17 protein-coding genes are annotated in these 17,153 nt (G+C 70.1%); 5 read left to right on the top strand and 12 right to left on the bottom strand.

Annotated features, from left to right (window positions below):
* Positions 1–4: 4 nt before the first annotated feature.
* Together ASE01_RS11545 and ASE01_RS11540 are read right to left on the bottom strand one after the other, a co-directional pair.
* On the bottom strand, positions 5–1,234 hold the full coding sequence (locus ASE01_RS11545; protein WP_056751270.1) for a toxic anion resistance protein: 1,230 nt from the start codon (positions 1,232–1,234) through the stop codon (positions 5–7).
* Between the two features lie 39 nt (positions 1,235–1,273).
* Complete coding sequence (locus ASE01_RS11540) at positions 1,274–1,966, bottom strand: YczE/YyaS/YitT family protein (RefSeq protein WP_056751267.1); 693 nt, start codon at positions 1,964–1,966, stop codon at positions 1,274–1,276.
* A gap of 61 nt (positions 1,967–2,027) precedes the next feature.
* On the opposite strand from ASE01_RS11540, the gene ASE01_RS11535 reads away from it, so the two are divergent.
* Entirely contained in the window at positions 2,028–3,497 is a 1,470-nt protein-coding gene (locus ASE01_RS11535) for a PLP-dependent aminotransferase family protein (protein ID WP_056751263.1), read from the top strand.
* A 16-nt stretch (positions 3,498–3,513) separates the two neighbouring features.
* Here ASE01_RS11535 and serA read toward each other — a convergent pair whose 3' ends face one another.
* From serA to efeU, 4 genes are all read right to left on the bottom strand, one after another.
* Positions 3,514–5,112, bottom strand: coding sequence for a phosphoglycerate dehydrogenase (gene serA / locus ASE01_RS11530; RefSeq protein ID WP_235535957.1), 1,599 nt, complete (start codon positions 5,110–5,112; stop codon positions 3,514–3,516).
* Positions 5,113–5,190: 78 nt separating this feature from the next.
* A complete protein-coding gene (efeB, locus tag ASE01_RS11525; protein ID WP_056751260.1) occupies positions 5,191–6,456 on the bottom strand; it encodes an iron uptake transporter deferrochelatase/peroxidase subunit in 1,266 nt (421 codons plus the stop codon).
* Between the two features lie 36 nt (positions 6,457–6,492).
* A complete protein-coding gene (gene efeO / locus ASE01_RS11520) occupies positions 6,493–7,686 on the bottom strand; it encodes an iron uptake system protein EfeO (protein ID WP_056751258.1) in 1,194 nt (397 codons plus the stop codon).
* The gene (efeU, locus tag ASE01_RS11515) at positions 7,683–8,570 is read right to left on the bottom strand and encodes an iron uptake transporter permease EfeU (protein ID WP_200958819.1); all 888 of its coding nucleotides are present in this window, start codon (positions 8,568–8,570) and stop codon (positions 7,683–7,685) included. Before efeU ends, efeO begins: the two co-directional genes overlap by 4 nt.
* 144 nt (positions 8,571–8,714) lie before the next feature.
* Between efeU and ASE01_RS11510 the strand changes: the two genes are divergently transcribed.
* The gene (locus ASE01_RS11510) at positions 8,715–9,167 is read left to right on the top strand and encodes a MaoC family dehydratase (RefSeq protein ID WP_056751252.1); all 453 of its coding nucleotides are present in this window, start codon (positions 8,715–8,717) and stop codon (positions 9,165–9,167) included.
* Positions 9,168–9,211: 44 nt separating this feature from the next.
* Here ASE01_RS11510 and ASE01_RS11505 read toward each other — a convergent pair whose 3' ends face one another.
* Positions 9,212–9,856 carry a DsbA family oxidoreductase gene (locus tag ASE01_RS11505; protein ID WP_056752172.1) on the bottom strand — a complete coding sequence of 215 codons (645 nt, stop codon included), beginning with the start codon at positions 9,854–9,856 and terminating at the stop codon, positions 9,212–9,214.
* Positions 9,857–9,976: 120 nt separating this feature from the next.
* On the opposite strand from ASE01_RS11505, the gene ASE01_RS11500 reads away from it, so the two are divergent.
* Positions 9,977–10,900 (top strand): ABC transporter ATP-binding protein, encoded by a 924-nt coding sequence (locus tag ASE01_RS11500; RefSeq protein WP_056751250.1) that lies wholly within the window; start codon positions 9,977–9,979, stop codon positions 10,898–10,900.
* Positions 10,897–11,718: an ABC transporter permease subunit gene (locus ASE01_RS11495; RefSeq protein ID WP_056751247.1), complete on the top strand. Its 822-nt coding sequence runs from the start codon at positions 10,897–10,899 to the stop codon at positions 11,716–11,718. Before ASE01_RS11500 ends, ASE01_RS11495 begins: the two co-directional genes overlap by 4 nt.
* 105 nt (positions 11,719–11,823) lie before the next feature.
* Here ASE01_RS11495 and ASE01_RS11490 read toward each other — a convergent pair whose 3' ends face one another.
* Positions 11,824–12,108, bottom strand: a complete 285-nt coding sequence (locus tag ASE01_RS11490; protein WP_235535956.1) for a helix-turn-helix domain-containing protein — start codon at positions 12,106–12,108, stop codon at positions 11,824–11,826.
* Positions 12,109–12,268: 160 nt separating this feature from the next.
* Here ASE01_RS11490 and ASE01_RS11485 point away from each other — a divergent pair, with 160 nt between their 5' ends.
* Entirely contained in the window at positions 12,269–12,643 is a 375-nt protein-coding gene (locus ASE01_RS11485; RefSeq protein WP_056751241.1) for a DUF6907 domain-containing protein, read from the top strand.
* A 56-nt stretch (positions 12,644–12,699) separates the two neighbouring features.
* Here ASE01_RS11485 and ilvC read toward each other — a convergent pair whose 3' ends face one another.
* The 4 genes from ilvC to ASE01_RS11465 form a co-directional block, all read right to left on the bottom strand.
* Entirely contained in the window at positions 12,700–13,725 is a 1,026-nt protein-coding gene (ilvC, locus tag ASE01_RS11480; protein ID WP_056751238.1) for a ketol-acid reductoisomerase, read from the bottom strand.
* Positions 13,726–13,781: 56 nt separating this feature from the next.
* The gene (gene ilvN / locus ASE01_RS11475) at positions 13,782–14,321 is read right to left on the bottom strand and encodes an acetolactate synthase small subunit (protein WP_056751235.1); all 540 of its coding nucleotides are present in this window, start codon (positions 14,319–14,321) and stop codon (positions 13,782–13,784) included.
* Complete coding sequence (locus ASE01_RS11470) at positions 14,322–16,082, bottom strand: acetolactate synthase large subunit (protein ID WP_056751233.1); 1,761 nt, start codon at positions 16,080–16,082, stop codon at positions 14,322–14,324.
* Positions 16,083–16,303: 221 nt separating this feature from the next.
* Positions 16,304–17,149 carry a CHAD domain-containing protein gene (locus ASE01_RS11465; protein ID WP_056751230.1) on the bottom strand — a complete coding sequence of 282 codons (846 nt, stop codon included), beginning with the start codon at positions 17,147–17,149 and terminating at the stop codon, positions 16,304–16,306.
* Positions 17,150–17,153 lie beyond the last annotated feature (4 nt).

Below are 17,153 nucleotides of genomic sequence, written 5' to 3'. Positions count from 1 at the left end.
CCGATCAGCCGATGTCGAGCGTGCCCGCGGCGTTGCGCGAATCGTGCGTCTGGACGCGGTCGATGTAGGCCTTGGACTTCTGGACCTCGTTCTCCAGCACGCCGATCGTGGTCGACATGTTGTCGAGCGCCTTGAGCTTGAACTCGTCGATCGAGTCCATCGTCGCGTAGATGTTGGCGAACGCGGCCTGCAGCTGCTCGATCCCGATCGTCGAGGACGCCGCCTGCTCCTGGATGGCCGCCGAGTTCTCCTTCAGCATCTCCGAGGTCCGCTGGATCATGTTCGACGTCGTGGTGTTGAGCGCCGTGATCTGGTCGAGGACGAGCTTCTGGTTGCTCAGCGCCTGCGCGACGATCACGGCCGTGCGGAGCGCCGAGATGGTCGTCGTGCTCGCCCGGTCGACACCCTTGATGAGCTCGATGTTGTTCTTGATGATGATGTCGATCGCCAGGTAGGCCTGGATCGACACGGCGAGCTGGGTCAACAGGTCCTGGTGCTTCTGCCGGACGTAGAACAGCACGTCCTGCGAGAGCGACTTCGCCGTCTCCGGGTCGCTGAGCTCGAGCTCGGCGATCTTCGCGGAGAGCTTGGCGTCGAGCTTCTCGGCGACGTAGATGTACTGGTTGAGACGGCCCATCACGGACCAGAGGTTCGACTTCTCCAGGTTGAGCGCGACGTTGTCCTTGGTCAGCTCGTCCTGTCCGCTGCGCAGCGAGTGCAGGATGCCGTTGAGCTGCGACTGCGAGGACTGGTACTTGCGGAAGTAGTCCTCGACCTTGTCGTTGAAGGGCAGCTTGTTCCACCACTTCTTCGCACCCGTGGCCTGGCCCGGGTCGAGGTCCTCGACCGTGCGGCGGAGGTCGAGCAGGGTCTTGCCGACCGTCGAGCCCTCCGAGATGCCGCCGGACTTGAGCGCCATCACCGGCTTGTCGAGCATCCGGTTGGACGTCTCGGCCGCCTTGCGGATGTCGGAGTCGCCCATCGTGCGGACGTTCTCGGCCTGCGCCGCGAACTCAGGGCTGCCTGCCTTGGTGTTGGTCAGCGAGGTCAGGAAGTTGTCGACCTTCGCGTCGAGCTCGGGCACCATCGCCACGTCGACCTGCGGTGCCATCTTCGGCGCCTGGGTCTCGACGACGGGCGCAGCCGCCTCAGGAGCGGTCAGCGTGATGACGGGCTCGGGGGGTGCGAGGGGGCTGGGCTCAGGAGCAGCGGCCTGGGAACCGTCGGTGGTCATGGGGCGAGCCTATCCAGCGAACCCTTGGTTCATGCAGGGTCAGGGGAGCAAATCAGGGTCCGGATCAGGGGAACCTCCGAGGTCGACCAGGAACCACGGCATCATCCACTGCGCGATCGGGCCGATCGTCAGGGCGTAGGCGACGGTTCCGACACCGAGCGTTCCGCCGAGCACCAGCCCGATCACGACCACGGTGACCTCGAGTCCGGTGCGGACCAGGCGGAGCGAGAGGCCCGTACGACGGTGCAGTCCGGTCATCAGTCCGTCGCGCGGGCCGCGGCCGAACTGGGCGCCGATGTAGAGCGCCGTCGCGAGGCCGCAGAGCACGATGCCGCCCACCATCAGGGCGCCACGGGCCGCGATCGCGTCCGGCGCGTCGAACATCGCGAGGGTCACGTCGGCGGCGAGGCCGACGACGAGCGCGTTCGAGATCGTGCCGAGGCCGGGCTTCTCGCGCAGCGGGATCCACAGCACGAGCACCACGAAGCTGAACAGCACCACCGCCTGGCCGAGCGAGATCGGCACGTGGCGGATGAAGCCCGAGTGGAGCACGTCCCACGGCGCCAGTCCGATGTTGCCCAGGACCATCAGCGCCAGGCTGACGCCGTACAACCAGAGCCCGAGGTAGAGCTGGACGAGCCGACGCGGCAGCCGGCCGGCGCGCAGCTGCGCGATGGGGCCGAGGTCGAGGAGCGGGGTGACGCTCCGGGGCGTCGCGGCGGCGGTGGACATGACTCCATGATGACGTCGATTGGACTGTTGCCAAATAGCCAATCGTGATTCAATGGACTGCATGGCACAGTCCACTTCGACGACCCTCTCGGCGGCGCGACTGGCTGCCCTCGTCGAGGGCTTCGACCGCTCCCCTGCCTACGTCGGCCTGGCCGATGCCCTGCGCGAGCTGATCGGCGACGGACGCATCGGCTACGCCACCCGGTTGCCGAGCGAGCGCGACCTGACCGAGGCGCTCGGCGTCTCGCGCACCACCGTCACCCGTGCCTACGCCGTCCTGCGCGACTCCTCCTACGCCGAGGCCCGCCAGGGCGCCGGCACCTTCACGCGACTCCCCGGCGGGCGCACCCGTGCGCTGGACCGCGCCCTGTGGCCCAGCGACGTCGGCAAGGGCGTGATCGACCTGGTCTGCGCCGCCGCCACCGCACCGCCGGGCATCGCCGCGTTGTACGCCGAGGCGGCCGCGGACCTGCCCGCCCACCTCGGCGGGCACGGGTACTTCCCGGCCGGGATGCCGGACCTGCAGGCCGCCATCGCCGCGACGTACGACGCCCGCGGCCTGCCGACCGATCCCGACCAGGTCATCGTCACCCCTGGTGCCCTCGCGGCGACCGCCGTCATCGGCGCGGCGCTGGCCGGTCCCCGCGACACGGTGCTGATGGAGTCGCCGACCTACCCCAACGCCGTCCAGGCGCTGCGCACCGGCGGCGGCCGCCTCGCGACGATCGCGCTCGACCCCTTCGGCTGGGACCTCGACGCGATCGAGAGCGCGCTGGTTCGCCACCGCCCACGCCTGGTCCACGTGATGCCGGACTTCCACAACCCGACCGGACTCCAGATGTCGGAGGCCGACCGTGCGACGTACGCCCGCATGCTCGCCCGCCACGACGCAGTGGCGGTCGTCGACGAGGCGCACCACCTGCTTCGGCTCGACGGCGACCCGACCGCCCTGGCGCTGCGGCCCTTTGCGAGCCACAGCACCGACGCCATCTGCGTGGGGAGCGCCAGCAAGAGTGTCTGGGGCGGCCTGCGACTGGGCTGGATCCGCGCGCCCCACGCCCTGGTCGACCGACTGACCCGCGCCCGCGTCGGCCTGGACCTCGGCGCGCCGGTGCTCGAACAGCTCGTGCTGGCCCGGCTGCTCACCGGCGAGATGGACGCCCTGCTCGACATCCAGCGGCGGCGACTCGTGGAACAGCGCGATGCCATGGCCGGCGCTCTGCGCCACCACCTGCCGGACTGGACCTTCCGTCATCCCGAGGGCGGCATGGCGCTGTGGTGCCACCTGCCGGCTGCCGGCGCGACCGCCCTGTCCACCGAGGCCGAGCGCCACGGCGTCCTGCTGGCGCCGGGACCGTCGTTCGCCCCCGAGGGCGGGCTGGACCGCTACGTCCGCCTGCCCTACGCGATCGCTGCGGCCGAGCTCGTCGAGGCGGTCGAACGGATCGCCGCTGCCTGGACGGTCGTGACGTCCGGGCGAGGTGGGGCGAGGACTGCACCGTCGGGCAACGAGCCCTTCCTCGTCGCCTGAGCGGCCCAGGGTCGGCTCAGATGAGGTCCACCGCACGGATCGAGGTCGCCTCGATGGCCACCTCGATCTCGGCGAGCGTCTCGGCCGGGATGGCGGAGTCGACGGACAGCGCGACCAGCGCCTCCCCGCCCTTGGTCTCGCGGGAGACCTGCATCCCGGCGATGTTGACCTGGGCCTGACCGAGGATCTGGCCGACGGTGCCGACCATGCCCGGGCGGTCGACGTAGGTGAAGAACGCGAGGTGGTCGGTCGGGTCGATGTCGACGATGAAGCCGTTGACCTCGACCAGCCGCTCGCGCTGGGCCAGCCCGACGAGCGTGCCGCTGACCGAGACCTGCGAACCGTCGGCGAGGGTGCCGCGCAGCGTGATCAGGTTGCGGTGGTCGGGGCTCTCGCCCTCCGTCACGAGGCGTACGGCGATGCCGCGCTCCGCTGCGAGCAGCGGCGCGTTGACGTAGGACACCTGGTCCTCGACGACAGTGCTGAAGACGCCCTTGAGCGCGGCGAGCTCGAGCACCGTGACGTCGTGCTCGGCGATCTCGCCGCGGACCTCGACGTCGAGGCTCTGGGCGACCTCGCCGGCCACCGCCGTGAAGATCTGGCCGAGCTTCTCGGTGAGCGGGATCCCGGGGCGCACGTCCTCGGCGATGACCCCGCCCTGGACGTTGACGGCGTCGGGGACGAGCTCGCCCGACAGCGCGAGGCGCACCGACTTGGCGACGGCGATGCCGGCCTTCTCCTGGGCCTCGTCGGTCGAGGCGCCGAGGTGCGGCGTCGCGACGACGTTCTCCAGCTCGAAGAGCGGGCTGTCGGTGCAGGGCTCCTTGGCGAACACGTCGAGGCCGGCCGCAGCGATGCGACCGGTCTTGAGCGCGTCGTACAGGGCCGGCTCGTCCACGATGCCGCCGCGGGCGGCGTTGACCAGCACGAGTGAGGGCTTGGCCCGGGCGAGCTGCTCGGCACCGATGAGACCGGCGGTCTCGGGCGTCTTGGGCAGGTGCACCGACATGAAGTCCGACTCCGCCATCAACGTCTCGAGGTCGACCAGGCGCACGCCCATCTGGGCCGCACGGCCCGGCTGGACGTAGGGGTCGTAGGCGATGACGGTCATCCCGAAGGCGGCGAGCCGCTGCGCGACCAGCACACCGATCCGGCCGAGGCCGACGATGCCCACGGTCTTCTCGAAGAGCTCGATGCCGGTGTACTTCGACCGCTTCCACTCGCCGTTGCGCAGCGCGGCGTGGGCGGGCGACACGTGGCGGGCCGCGGCGAGCATCAGCGCGACGGCGAGCTCGGCGGCGGACACGATGTTGGACGTGGGGGCGTTGACCACCATGACGCCGGACTGCGTGGCGGCCTTCACGTCGACGTTGTCGAGGCCGACTCCGGCACGCGCGATGACCTTGAGCCGCTTCGCAGCGGCGAGCGCCTCGGCGTCCACCTTCGTCGCCGAGCGCACCAGGATGGCGTCCACCTCGGCGATGGCCGGGAGCAGCTCGGCACGGTCGGCGCCGTTGCAGTGGCGGATCTCGAAGTCCGGTCCGAGCGCCTCGACGGTGGCAGGGCTCAGCTCTTCGGCGATGAGAACGACGGGACGTGCAATCGGGGCAGCCACAGCGGTGTCCTTCGCAGGATGGTGCGGATGGAGGTGACGGCACAGCGCTGTGCGTGTCGCCACAGTACCTCCACCGGATCAGGCGAAAAGCGCCTGTCCGACGTACTCTCCCGGAGCCGTGCCGGGCGGCACCGCGAACAGGGCCGACCCCGTGAAGCGGAGGTACTCCATCAGCGCATCGCTGGCTGCCATCGCGCGCTGCACGGGGATGAAATCGGTGCGGGGGTCGCGGACGTAGGCGATGAAGAAGAGGCCCGCGTTGAGGCCGCCGATGTCATCGCTGCCGTCGACGAAGTTGTAGCCCCGCCGAAGCATCCGGGCGCCGTCGTTCTGGTCCGGATGGACGATCCGCACGTGGGCGTCGACCGGGATGATCGGGCCCCCGCGGCCGGGCAGGTCGAAGTCGGGCTCGGTGAACTCCTCACCGCCCGAGAGCGGTGCGCCGGAGTCCTTGGTCCGGCCGACGAACCGCTCCTGGTCCCCCAGCGGCTGCCGGTCCCAGACCTCGATGGTCATGTTGATCCGACGGACCACGAGGTACGAGCCGCCGGTGAGCCATGCGGACGCGGCGTGGTCCGACTCCGCGACCCAGACGTGCTCGTCGAGGGCCGGGCCCTCCTCGGCCTTGACGTTGGCCGTGCCGTCCTTGAAGCCGAAGAGGTTGCGCGGGGTGTCCTGGCTGGTCGAGGTGGTCGACGTACGACCGAAACCGAGCTGCGACCAGCGCACGGCGGTCACCCCGAACCCCATCCGGACCAGGTTGCGGATCGCGTGCACCGCGACCTGCGGGTCGTCGGCGCAGGCCTGGATGCAGATGTCTCCCCCGCTGCGCGCGGGATCGTCGATGTCCGCCGAGAAGTGCGGCAACGGCTCGAGCGCGTCGGGGCGGCGGTCGGCGATGCCGAAGCGGTCCGTGCCCTCCGCGTCACGGAAGAGCGTCGGGCCGAACCCGAAGGTGATCGTCAACCTGCTCGCGGGCAGGCCGATCGCCTCACCGGTGTCGTCCGGCGGGAGGTCGGTCGACCCCTCGACGGGTCCGACGGGTCCGGCGGAGCCGCCCTGGGTCATCCGCTCGGCCGCCGCGGTCCAGCGCTGCAGCAGGTCGATCAGCTGCTCGCGATCACCGGTGGTGACGTCGAGCGCCACGAAGTGGAGCCGGTCCTGGGCGGGCGTGACGATGCCCGCCTGTCGCTCACCACGGAAGGGGTACGACGCCACCGGTGCCGCGGCGTGCGCCTCGGGCGCAGTGCCGCGCCCGACGGCGAACGCGCCGGCCACCCCGGCAGCGGCACCGACCGTGATGCCGCCGCCGAGGAGCCCGCGCCTGCTGACCTTCTGGGTCACTTCTGGATCACTTCTGGGTCGCCTTCTGGGTCACCGTCAGGAGATGACGGCGGCGGTGAGGAGCGACAGCGGCTCGGACAACGCGTTGACGGCGGCGGCGAGCGCGTCGACGTCGTCCTTGGTCAGGTCGTCGTAGGAGACGAAACCGTCACCCTCGCGGTGGCTGTCGAGCAGCTCCTGGAGCTCGGCGAAGCGGGTGGTGAGCTGCTCGGCGAGCGCGGCGTCCTTGGTCTCGAGGACCGGCTGCACACCCTCGAAGGCGATCCGGGCACCGTCCACGTTGGCCTGGAAGTCCCACAGGTCGGTCCGCGACCAGAACTCCTCCTCGCCCGTCACCTTGCCCGTCGCGACCTCCTCGAGCAGTCCGCGCGAACCGTTGGCGATGGAGTCGATCGGGTAGTCGAGCTTGTCAGCGCCCGTGCTCTGGATCCGCTCGTCGAGCGTGGTGGTGTTGGCGAGCAGGTCGTCGGCGAAGGTCGCGCGCTGCGTGGTGCCCAGCGCCCGGTAGCCCTCGGCGCGAGCCGGCCACAGGTCCTTCTCGATCACGTGCCAGCCGGTCCACTTCTCGCCACCGGCGAAGTCGACGTCCGCCTCGCGGGCGTCCATCTTCGGGTCGAGGTCACCGAAGGACTCGGCGACGGTCTCGATGCGCTCCCAGTGCTGGCGCGCGACCGGGTAGAGCGCACGGGCCTCGTCGTCCTTGCCGGACTCGTAGAGCTCGACGAACTCCTTGGTCTTCTCCAGCAGCTGCGCGGACTGGTCCTGCACGTAGGCGCGGTAGTTGTTCTCGGCCTGGGTGATCAGCACGGCCTCGTCGGCACTCACCTCGACCTCCTCGTCGGAGGCGGAGACCGCGAAGTCCGCACGGATGCCCTCGCCGACCATGCCCGGCTTGCAGGCCGTGACGTAGGAGCCCTCGGGCACCGCGACGGTCAGGGTCTTGCTGGTGTTGGGACCGATGTTCTCGATCTCGCCGAGGATCCGGAGGCCGTCCTCGGCCAGCAGGTAGAACTCCGTCACCTCGTCCCCTCCGTTGGTCACGGCGAAGTCGAGCGTGCCCGCCGGTGCGTCGGTCGCGGAGACCGCGCACTCGTCGGCGGTCGAGGACACCGTGAGCGAGCGCGGGTCGCCCTTCTCGCCGGGCGTCGTGCTCTCGGTCCCGCACGCGCTGAGCACGAGCGTGGAGGCGACGGCGAGCGCCGAGAGGGAGGAGAGGGAGGACAGCTTCACGACGTGGATCCTTCGTTCGAGGCGGCGGCTCGGGCCGGCGCCGGCGTGGTGGAGTGGGTACGGCGGTGGAGGGCTCGCAGGTAGAGGGTGGTGACCGGGACGACGTACAGCACCCAGGCGACGGCCTCCAGCACGGTCGGCGCGGGCGTGAAGTTGAACATCCCGCCGAGCAGGGCGCCGTACCAGGCGTTGGGGTCGATGACGTGGGAGACGTCGTACAACGTGGAGTTCAGGCCGGGCAGGACGTCGATCTCCTGCAGGTCGTGGATTCCGTAGGACAGGACGCCGCCGGCCACGAGGATCAGCAGCACGCCGGTGACCGTGAAGAACCAGGTCAGGTTGATGCTCACCGCGCCGCGGTAGATGAGGTAGCCGAGCACGACGGCGACCGCGATGCCCAGCAGCGCCGCGAGCAGGGGCTCGACGGTCGTCTGGAACCCGTCGGGCTGGTCGCGACCGGTGGCCGTGCGGCCGAAGGTCCAGAGCAGCACACCGGTCTCGAGGCCCTCGCGGCCCACGGCGAGGAAGGACAGCAGCACGAGCGACCACCAGCGTCCGGCGGCCGCGTCGATGCGACCCCGCAGCTCCCCTGCCATCGAGCGCGCTGCGCCCGCCATCCAGAAGACCATCCAGGTCACGAAGACGACCGCGACGAGGGACAGGGTGCCGCCCATCAGCTCCTGGGAGCGGAAGTCGAGCTGGCGAGACTGGAACCCGAGACCCAGGGTGACGGCCACGCTGAGCAGCACCGCGAGACCCACTCCGGTCCAGACGTGGCGCAGCAGGTGACGTCGCTCGGACTTCACCAGGTAGGCGACGAGGATGCTGACGACGAGAGCTGCCTCCAGCCCCTCGCGCAGACCGATGAGGAAGTTGGCGAGCACGATCGTCCAATGTACGCCTGTTTGCTTAGCCTTTCCTCAGTGACGTCCATTCTGAGGACGCGGCGGCCACCCCGTCAGGCGCCTCCCCTAGGGTCGGACCGACGGCCCGAGGGGGTGGCCGCCTCGACGAAGGAGTCTGAACCCATGCGCGTATTCACCACGTTCGAAGAGCTCGCCGAGGCCGCCGGCACCGACCTCGGCACCAGCGACTGGGTCACCATCGACCAGCGCCGCGTCAACCAGTTCGCTGACGCGACCGGCGACCACCAGTGGATCCACGTGGACCTCGAGCGAGCCAAGGAGGGTCCGTTCGGCGGCACGATCGCGCACGGCTACCTCACCCTGTCGCTCGTTCCGTGGCTCGGCAGCCAGGTCTTCACGCTGCGCACGCCCGGCGCCAAGCTCAACTACGGCGTCAACAAGGTGCGCTTCCCCACGCCGCTCCTCGTCGGCAAGCGGGTCCGCCTGCACGTGAAGATGGGCGACGTCGTCGACCTCCCGAGCGGCAAGCAGCTCACCGTGCAGCACACGGTCGAGATCGAGGGCGAGCCGAAGCCGGCCTGCGTCGCCGAGACCGTTGTCCTGCTGCTGCCCTGAGGCGCCTCGTGCAGGAGTCCCCTGCTCAGCGAGGATTCCTCGGATCAACCGGCGTCGCGTGAGTCCCACGCCTGGCTGAGCGCCTGCTCGAACACCTCGGTGGGCTGGGCGCCGGAGATGCCGAAGCGGCCGTCGACCACGAAGAACGGCACGCCGCTCGAGCCGTAGGCACGCGCCTGGGCGACGTCCTCCATCACGGCGTCGCGGTACTCCTTGCTGGCGAGCACCTCCTCGACCCGTGCCGCGTCGAGGCCGGCCGCCGCGGCAGCAGCGCGGAGCACGTCGTGGTCACCGAGCGACTCCCCACGGGTGAAGTACGCCGCCAGGACCTCCTCGAGCAGCGCCTGCTGGAGGCCGTGCTCCTTGGCCAGGTGCAGGAGGCGGTGCGCGGTCAGCGTGCGGGCGTGCAGCGCATCGCCGTGCGCGAAGTGCAGCCCCTCGGCGGCGGCCACCTCGTCGGCGCCCGCCATCATCTCGCGCGTCGCGGCCTCGTCGGCGTTGAACTTGCGGGCCAGCACGGTCACCGTCGACTCGGTGCCGACCTCCGGCGCGAACGGGTCGAGCTCGTAGGAGCGGTAGACGATCTCGACCTCGTCGCGGTGATCGAAACCGGCCACGGCCTTCTCCAGTCGGCGCTTGCCGATGTAGCACCACGGACACACGACGTCGGCCCAGATCTCGATACGCACGACCACGCCAACGCCCCGGGGCCCTGATTGCTTCCCCTGAGACGTCTCGGGGTCGGGTCAGGGGTGGTCAAGGGATCTGCCCGAAGCGGCGCACCGGGCCGGACCGACAGTCTTCTCGACATGATCACAGTCGAGTCCCTCACCAAGTCCTACGGCGGCTTCACCGCTGTCGACGACGTGTCGTTCACCGCGCAGCCGGGCCGGGTCACCGGCTTCCTCGGCCCCAACGGTGCCGGCAAGTCGACCACCATGCGCGTCATGGTCGGTCTCACCGCACCGGGAGGCGGCGAGGTCCGCGTGCTCGGTCGCCGGTTCAAAGACCTCCCCGACCCCGGCCGCGAGGTCGGCGTCCTGCTGGACGCCTCCGCCCAGCACGCCGGACGCACCGGCCGGGAGATCCTGACCATCGCCGCCCTCACGATGGGCCTGCCCCGCACCCGGGTCGACGAGATGATCGAGCGGGTCAGCCTGACCCCGGACGAGGCCAGCCGCCGGGTGCGGAACTACTCCCTGGGCATGCGGCAGCGGCTGGGCATCGGCACCGCCCTGCTCGGCAACCCGGAGGTGCTGATCCTCGACGAGCCTGCCAACGGACTCGACCCGGCTGGCATCCGGTGGATGCGCGACCTCCTGCGCGGCTTCGCCGACGACGGCGGCACCGTGCTGCTGTCCTCGCACCTGCTGCACGAGATCGAGGTCATCGCCGACGACATCGTCGTCATCGGCAACGGTCGGATCGTCGCCCAGGGCACCAAGGACGAGCTGCTCGCCGGGGCCGGCACCCTCGCCCGCGCGAGCGACGGTCCCGCCCTGGCCGCCGCCCTGGAGGCGGCGGGCATCACCGCCCGGCCGACCTCCGCGGGCGCTGTGCTCGCCGAGGCCGACCTCGCCACCATCGGCCGCGCGGCCTTCGCTGCCGGCATCCCCCTCACCGAGCTCCGGGCCGCCGAGGGTGCCGGGCTCGAGGAGATGTTCCTGTCCCTCACCGCCGACAGCCAGCGCGAGACCAGCGCCAGCACCGACCACGAAGGAGCAGCGGCATGACCGCCACGACCCTGGACGCCGTACCCGTCGCCGCTGACCGCGTCGAACGCACCCGGCCCGCACCCGCCCCCATCCCCTACCGCCGGGTGCTCAACGTCGAGCTGCGCAAGATGTTCGACACCCGCTCGGGCCTCTGGCTGATGGTCAGCATCGGCGTCCTCTCGATCATCGCGACGGCCGCCGTCATCACCTTCGCGCCCGACAGCGAGATCACCTACGAGAGCTTCGCGACCGCGATCGGCATGCCCATGTCGATCGTGCTGCCGATGATCGCGATCCTGGGTGTCACCAGCGAGTGGAGCCAGCGCAGCGGGCTCACGACCTTCACCCTCGTCCCGAGCCGCGGCCGCGTGATCCGGGCCAAGGCGACGGTGACCTTCCTGGTCGGCCTCGTGTCGATGGGCGTCGCGTTCGCGGTCGGCGCCGTCGGCAACCTGGTCGGCTCCGCGATCGTGGGCGTCGACACGGTCTGGAACATCTCCGCCTCGACCGTGCCGCAGATCATCCTGGGCAACCTGGTCGGCATGGCGATCGGCTTCACCCTGGGCGTCGTCCTCCGCAACTCGCCCGCCGCGATCGTCGGCTACTTCGTGGTGTCCCTGGTGATGCCGGGGATCCTGGTCCTGCTCGCCGAGGTGCGCGACTGGTTTGCGGACCTGCAGCCCTGGATCGACTGGAACTACACCCAGGTCAACCTCTTCGAGGGCGCCACCAACACCGCCAAGGAGTGGGCGATGCTCGGGTCGACGACCGCCATCTGGATCCTGGTCCCGCTGATGGTCGGCGTGCTCTTCCTGCGGCGCTCCGAGGTGAAGTGAGCCCTACTCCTGCTCGCACCTGCTGACCTCGAACGGTCCGGTCGCCACGGCGGCCGGGCCGTTCGCCGTCGTCCGGCAGGACGCCGCGAGCGGCCGGGCCCGGCGTCAGTGGCTGACGTTCTCGAGCTCGGGGTCGAAGTCGGGCAGCAGGTCCACCAGGGCGACCTCGAGCACCTGGCACAGCGACAGCAGGGTCAGCAGCTGGGGGTTCATCGGCGTCCCCGGGCGCGACTCGCCCTTCTCGAACTTCTGGTAGGTGAAGCCCGCGATCCCGGCGAGGTGGGCGACCCGCTCCTGACTGAGCCCCCGCTCGGTCCGGATGCGTCGCAGGTTCACGCCGAGCTCGCGCGCATAGGTCGTCCAGCTGATGTCCACACGCTTGTCCGCCACGCCCACCATCATCCCCGTATGACCACGCAGTGGCGACCATACTCGCATGGTAATCATCGTTCGGGTCGCGAAGCTGTGGACAACGAGGTCGGCCACGGCTCTCGTGTCTGACCCGGCCCGTACGGTCCTGGTCACGGAGCGAGTTCTTGGGAGTTTTCGCATGGCAGGAGCAGATGAGCAGTCGGAGCCCGACCGGGGACGGACCGGCCCCACCTGGCTCGGCGAGTCGTGTCCGTCGTGGTGCGCGCGCGAGCACGGCGAGGACGACCACCCCGAGGACCGGTTCCACCAGAGCGAACCGTCCCTCTTCCCTGCGGTCGCGGGGTCCGGCGACACGGTGCCGCTCGCCGCATCGATGCAGGCGGTGACCCTCGGGGTGCGGATCGGGCGACAGGTCGGCGAGGACCGCACCTGGCTGCTCATCGAGTCACTCGAGCACCGACGCCCGCGCACCGTCCTGACCCACGAGACCGCTCGCGCGCTGCTGCACCACCTCGCCGACCAGTTGTCGCTGACCGACGCCGAGGTGCCCTGACGACACCAAACCCCCGGAGCAGTGCTCCGGGGGTGAGGGTCGATCGACGTCGAGGATCAGCGCGCGGCAGAGCCCTCGGTGTAGTCGTCGTCGGTCTGCTTCCACGAGAAGTGGCCACGCAGGGTCTTGCCGACGGCCTCGATCGGGTGCGCCGCACCCTTCTCGCGCAGCGCGAGGAACTCCGGCGCGCCGGCGTCCTGGTCGGCGATGAAGCGCTCGGCGAACGCGCCCGACTGGATGTCGGCGAGAACGGCCTTCATGTTCTCCTTCACCGACGGGTCGATGACGCGCGGTCCGGAGACGTAGTCGCCGTACTCAGCGGTGTCGGAGACCGACCAGCGCTGCTTGGCGATGCCGCCCTCCCACATGAGGTCCACGATGAGCTTGAGCTCGTGCAGCACCTCGAAGTAGGCGATCTCGCCCTGGTAGCCCGCTTCGGTGAGGGTCTCGTAGCCGTACTGCACCAGCTGCGAGACACCGCCGCAGAGGACCGACTGCTCACCGAACAGGTCGGTCTCGGTCTCCTCGGTGAAGGTGGTCTTGATGACGCCGGCGCGGGTGCCGCCGATGCCCTTCGCGTACGACTTGGCCAGGTCCCAGGCGGTGCCCGAGGCGTCCTGCTCGACGGCGATGATGTCCGGGATGCCGCGGCCCGCGACGTACTCGCGGCGCACGGTGTGGCCCGGGGCCTTCGGCGCGACGAGGATGACGTCGACACCGGCCGGCGGCTGGATGTAGCCGAAGCGGATGTTGAAGCCGTGACCGAAGACGAGGGTGTCGCCCTCGGTGATGTGCGGCGCGATCGACTCGGCGTAGATGTGGCGCTGGAACTGGTCGGGGGCGAGGATCACGATGACGTTCGCCTCCTCGACGGCCTCGGCCACGGAGAGGACGCGCAGGCCCTCCTCCTCCGCCTTGGCACGGCTCGTGGAGCCCTCCTTGAGGCCGACGCGCACGTCGACGCCGGAGTCGCGGAGGTTGAGCGCGTGGGCGTGGCCCTGGCTGCCGTAACCGATGACCGCGACGTGCTTGCCCTGGATGAGGGACAGGTCGGCGTCGTCGTCGTAGAACATCTCAGCCACTGGGGCTTCTCCTCTGTGTGTGATCTGTGTGTGATCTGCGGATGGGGCGTGGAAAATCAGGCGTTGGCGGCTGGGGGCACGGGGACGGCGACGGGCTTGCCGCGCTCCGAGATGGAGCGTGCACCCCGGCCGATGGCCACCATGCCGGACTGCACGAGCTCGCGGATCCCGAAGGGCTCGAGCACGCGCAGGAAGTCGGCGATCTTGTCGACGTTGCCGACGACCTGCATGGTGATGGCGTCCGAGGACACGTCGATCACCTTCGCACGGAAGAGCTGGACGACGTCCAGCACCTCCCCGCGGTTGTCAGCGGTCGCGGCGACCTTGACCAGCACCAGCTCGCGGGTGACGGAGGACGACGGGTCCAGCTCGACGATCTTGATGACCTCGACCAGCTTGTTGAGCTGCTTGGTGACCTGCTCGAGCGGCGAGGACTCGACGTTGACCACGATGGTCATCCGCGAGATCTCGGGGTGCTCGGTCGGACCGACCGCGAGCGACTCGATGTTGAAGCCGCGACGACTGAACAGCGCGGAGATCCGCGCCAGGACGCCGGGCTTGTCCTCGACGAGGACGGAGAGCGTGTGCTTGGCCATTTACAGGTCGTCCTCGTCGAACTGGGGCGCGAGGTCGCGCGCGTACTTGATCTCGTCGTTGCTGGTGCCGGCTGCGACCATCGGCCACACCATGGCGTCGCGGTGGACACGGAAGTCGACGACCACCGGGACGTCGTTGATCTCCATCGCCTTGCGGATCGTCGCGTCGACGTCGTCGGGCGACTCGCAGGCGAGGCCGACGCAGCCGTACGCCTCGGCGAGCTTCACGAAGTCGGGGATCCGCTTGGAGTGCAGGTCGGTGTTGGAGTAGCGCGAGTTGTAGAACAGCGTCTGCCACTGGCGCACCATGCCGAGCGACTCGTTGTTGATGATGGCGACCTTGATCGGGATGTTGTTGATCGCGCAGGTCGCGAGCTCCTGATTGGTCATCTGGAAGCAGCCGTCACCGTCGACCGCCCACACGGTCTGGTCCGGCATCGCGACCTTGGCACCCATCGCGCCGGGGACGGCGAAGCCCATCGTGCCCAGGCCACCGGAGTTGATCCAGGTGTTCGGGGTCTCGTAGCTGACGAACTGCGCTGCCCACATCTGGTGCTGGCCGACGCCTGCGGTGTAGATCGTGCCCGGGCCGGAGATCGCGCCGAGGCGCTCGATGACGTACTGCGGCGCGAGGCCACCGTCGGCGGGCTTCTCGTAGCCCAGCGCGTAGGTCTTCTTGACGCCGGCACAGAACGCGACCCAGCCCTCGTAGTCACCGGTGTTGCCGGCATCGGCCTCGGTGCGCATCGTGGTGATGAGGTCGACGAGGACCTCGCGGATGTCGCCGACGATCGGGACGTCGGTGAACCGGTTCTTGCCGATCTCGGCGGGGTCGATGTCGGCGTGGATGATCCGGGCGCCGGGAGCGAACGAGTCGAGGTTGCCCGTGACGCGGTCGTCGAACCGGGCACCGAGGCTGATGATCAGGTCGCTCTTCTGGAGCGCGGCGACCGCAGCGACGGTGCCGTGCATGCCGGGCATGCCGAGGTGCTGCGGGTGGCTGTCGGGGAACGCGCCGCGCGCCATCAGGGTGGTGACCACCGGGATGCCGGTGAGCTCGGCGAGGGTCCGCAGCTCCTTGGACGCACGCGAGCGGATGGTGCCGCCGCCGACGTACAGGACCGGCTTGCGGGACTCGAGCAGCAGACGGGCCGCCTCGCGGATCTGCTTGGCGTGCGGGCGCGAGACCGGGCGGTAGCCGGGGAGGCTGATCTCGGCGGGCCAGTCGAAGGTCGTGCTGGCCTGGAGCGCGGACTTCGTGACGTCGACGAGGACCGGACCGGGACGACCGGTGGAGGCGATGTGGAAGGCCTCCGCGATCCGGACCGGGATCTCGGCCGGGTCGGTCACGAGGAAGTTGTGCTTGGTGATCGGCATCGTGATGCCGCGGATGTCGGCTTCCTGGAAGGCGTCGGTACCGATCAGCGCCGCACCGACCTGGCCGGTGATGGCGACCATCGGGACCGAGTCCATGTGCGCGTCCGCGAGGGGGGTGACCAGGTTGGTCGCCCCGGGGCCCGAGGTCGCCATGCAGACGCCGACCCGGCCGGACGCCGAGGCGTAGCCCTGGGCGGCGTGGCCGGCACCCTGCTCGTGGCGCACCAGGATGTGCCGGATGCTGCTGTCCATCAGCGGGTCGTACGCCGGGAGGATCGCGCCACCGGGGATGCCGAAGATGTCCGTGACACCGGCCGCCTCGAGCGAGCGCACGAGGCTCTGCGCTCCGGTCACGGTCTCGCCCGAGCCCTGCTGCTCAGTCATCCGACTCATTCCTGTCTGTGCTGTCGTGCGATGTGGTCCTGCGTGCAAACAAAAACCCCTCTGTTGCAGTGGCAACGAGGGGCAGGACGCGTCGATCTGACAATGTCAGGCGGCGCGCCCGGTGCGTACGAGAAGCTGGTCATGCATGCGCTCACCGTACGCCGTCACACGTCGTGCCGTCGAATAACCTAGCGCGGCGTCCGAATGGCAAGACTCGCGTCTCAGAACGAGGCCCTCGCGCGCAGTGCCTCGAGCGCCTCGTCGAGCCCCGCCAGCGCTCCGTCGGCGAGGTCCTCCGCGTGCTCCGCCAGCCGGTCGTACGACGCCCGGTCGGCCGCGCCGCGGGAGCAGGCGCGCACGTGGCGGGCCAGCAGGAGTGCGTCGCGCTGGTCGCCGAGCATGCCCTGCACGTCCTGCCCCAGTCGGCCCACGGCGACGGCTCCGTCGATGCCGGCCGGACCCGCCACGTCGACGGTGTGGCGCAACCGGCGCGCAGCCTTGCGCAGCTCGTGGAGCTGCTCCTCGCTCGGCGATCCGGTCGTCACCTCGTCGGCCCGCCTCAGCACGCGACGCACCTGGCGGCGTACCGCGCGGGGCGCGACGAGTTCGGCCGGACGCGCCGCCGTGGCGCTCAGTGGCGGCGCCGACGACCATCGCGTCAGCTGGGCGTCCAGGTGGGCCAGGCCCGCGCCACGGTGCCAGGCGACGAGCACCGCGTGCGCCACCGCGTGGCCCGAGCGCAGCGGCGCGACCACGGCGCGGTCGAGCTCGTCAGCGAGCCCCAGGGTCTGGAGCGCCGACGCCGCGTCGCTCGCGCGCACCTCCAGGTCACGACACTCCCCCAGCACCGAGCCGTGGGCAGCGAGCGCCGCTCCCAGCTCCCCCGCAGCGGTCGGCTCGAAGCACCCGCGGAACGCCGCGAGCAGATTGCGGGTCCGTCGGATGGTCGTGCGCAGCTGGTGAACCGCGTCCGGTTCGTCGGCCAGTGCGGCCGGACGGCGCTCGAGCATGTCGGCCACGAGATCGGCGAGCGCACTCGCGAGCAGGTCGTCCGCTGCGAGGGTCACGGCC

Source organism: Nocardioides sp. Root190, assembly GCF_001428565.1.
In the GTDB taxonomy this organism is placed as follows: domain Bacteria; phylum Actinomycetota; class Actinomycetes; order Propionibacteriales; family Nocardioidaceae; genus Nocardioides.
Note: the sequence above shows the minus strand (reverse complement) of the source record. Positions and strands in the feature narration are given on the sequence as shown.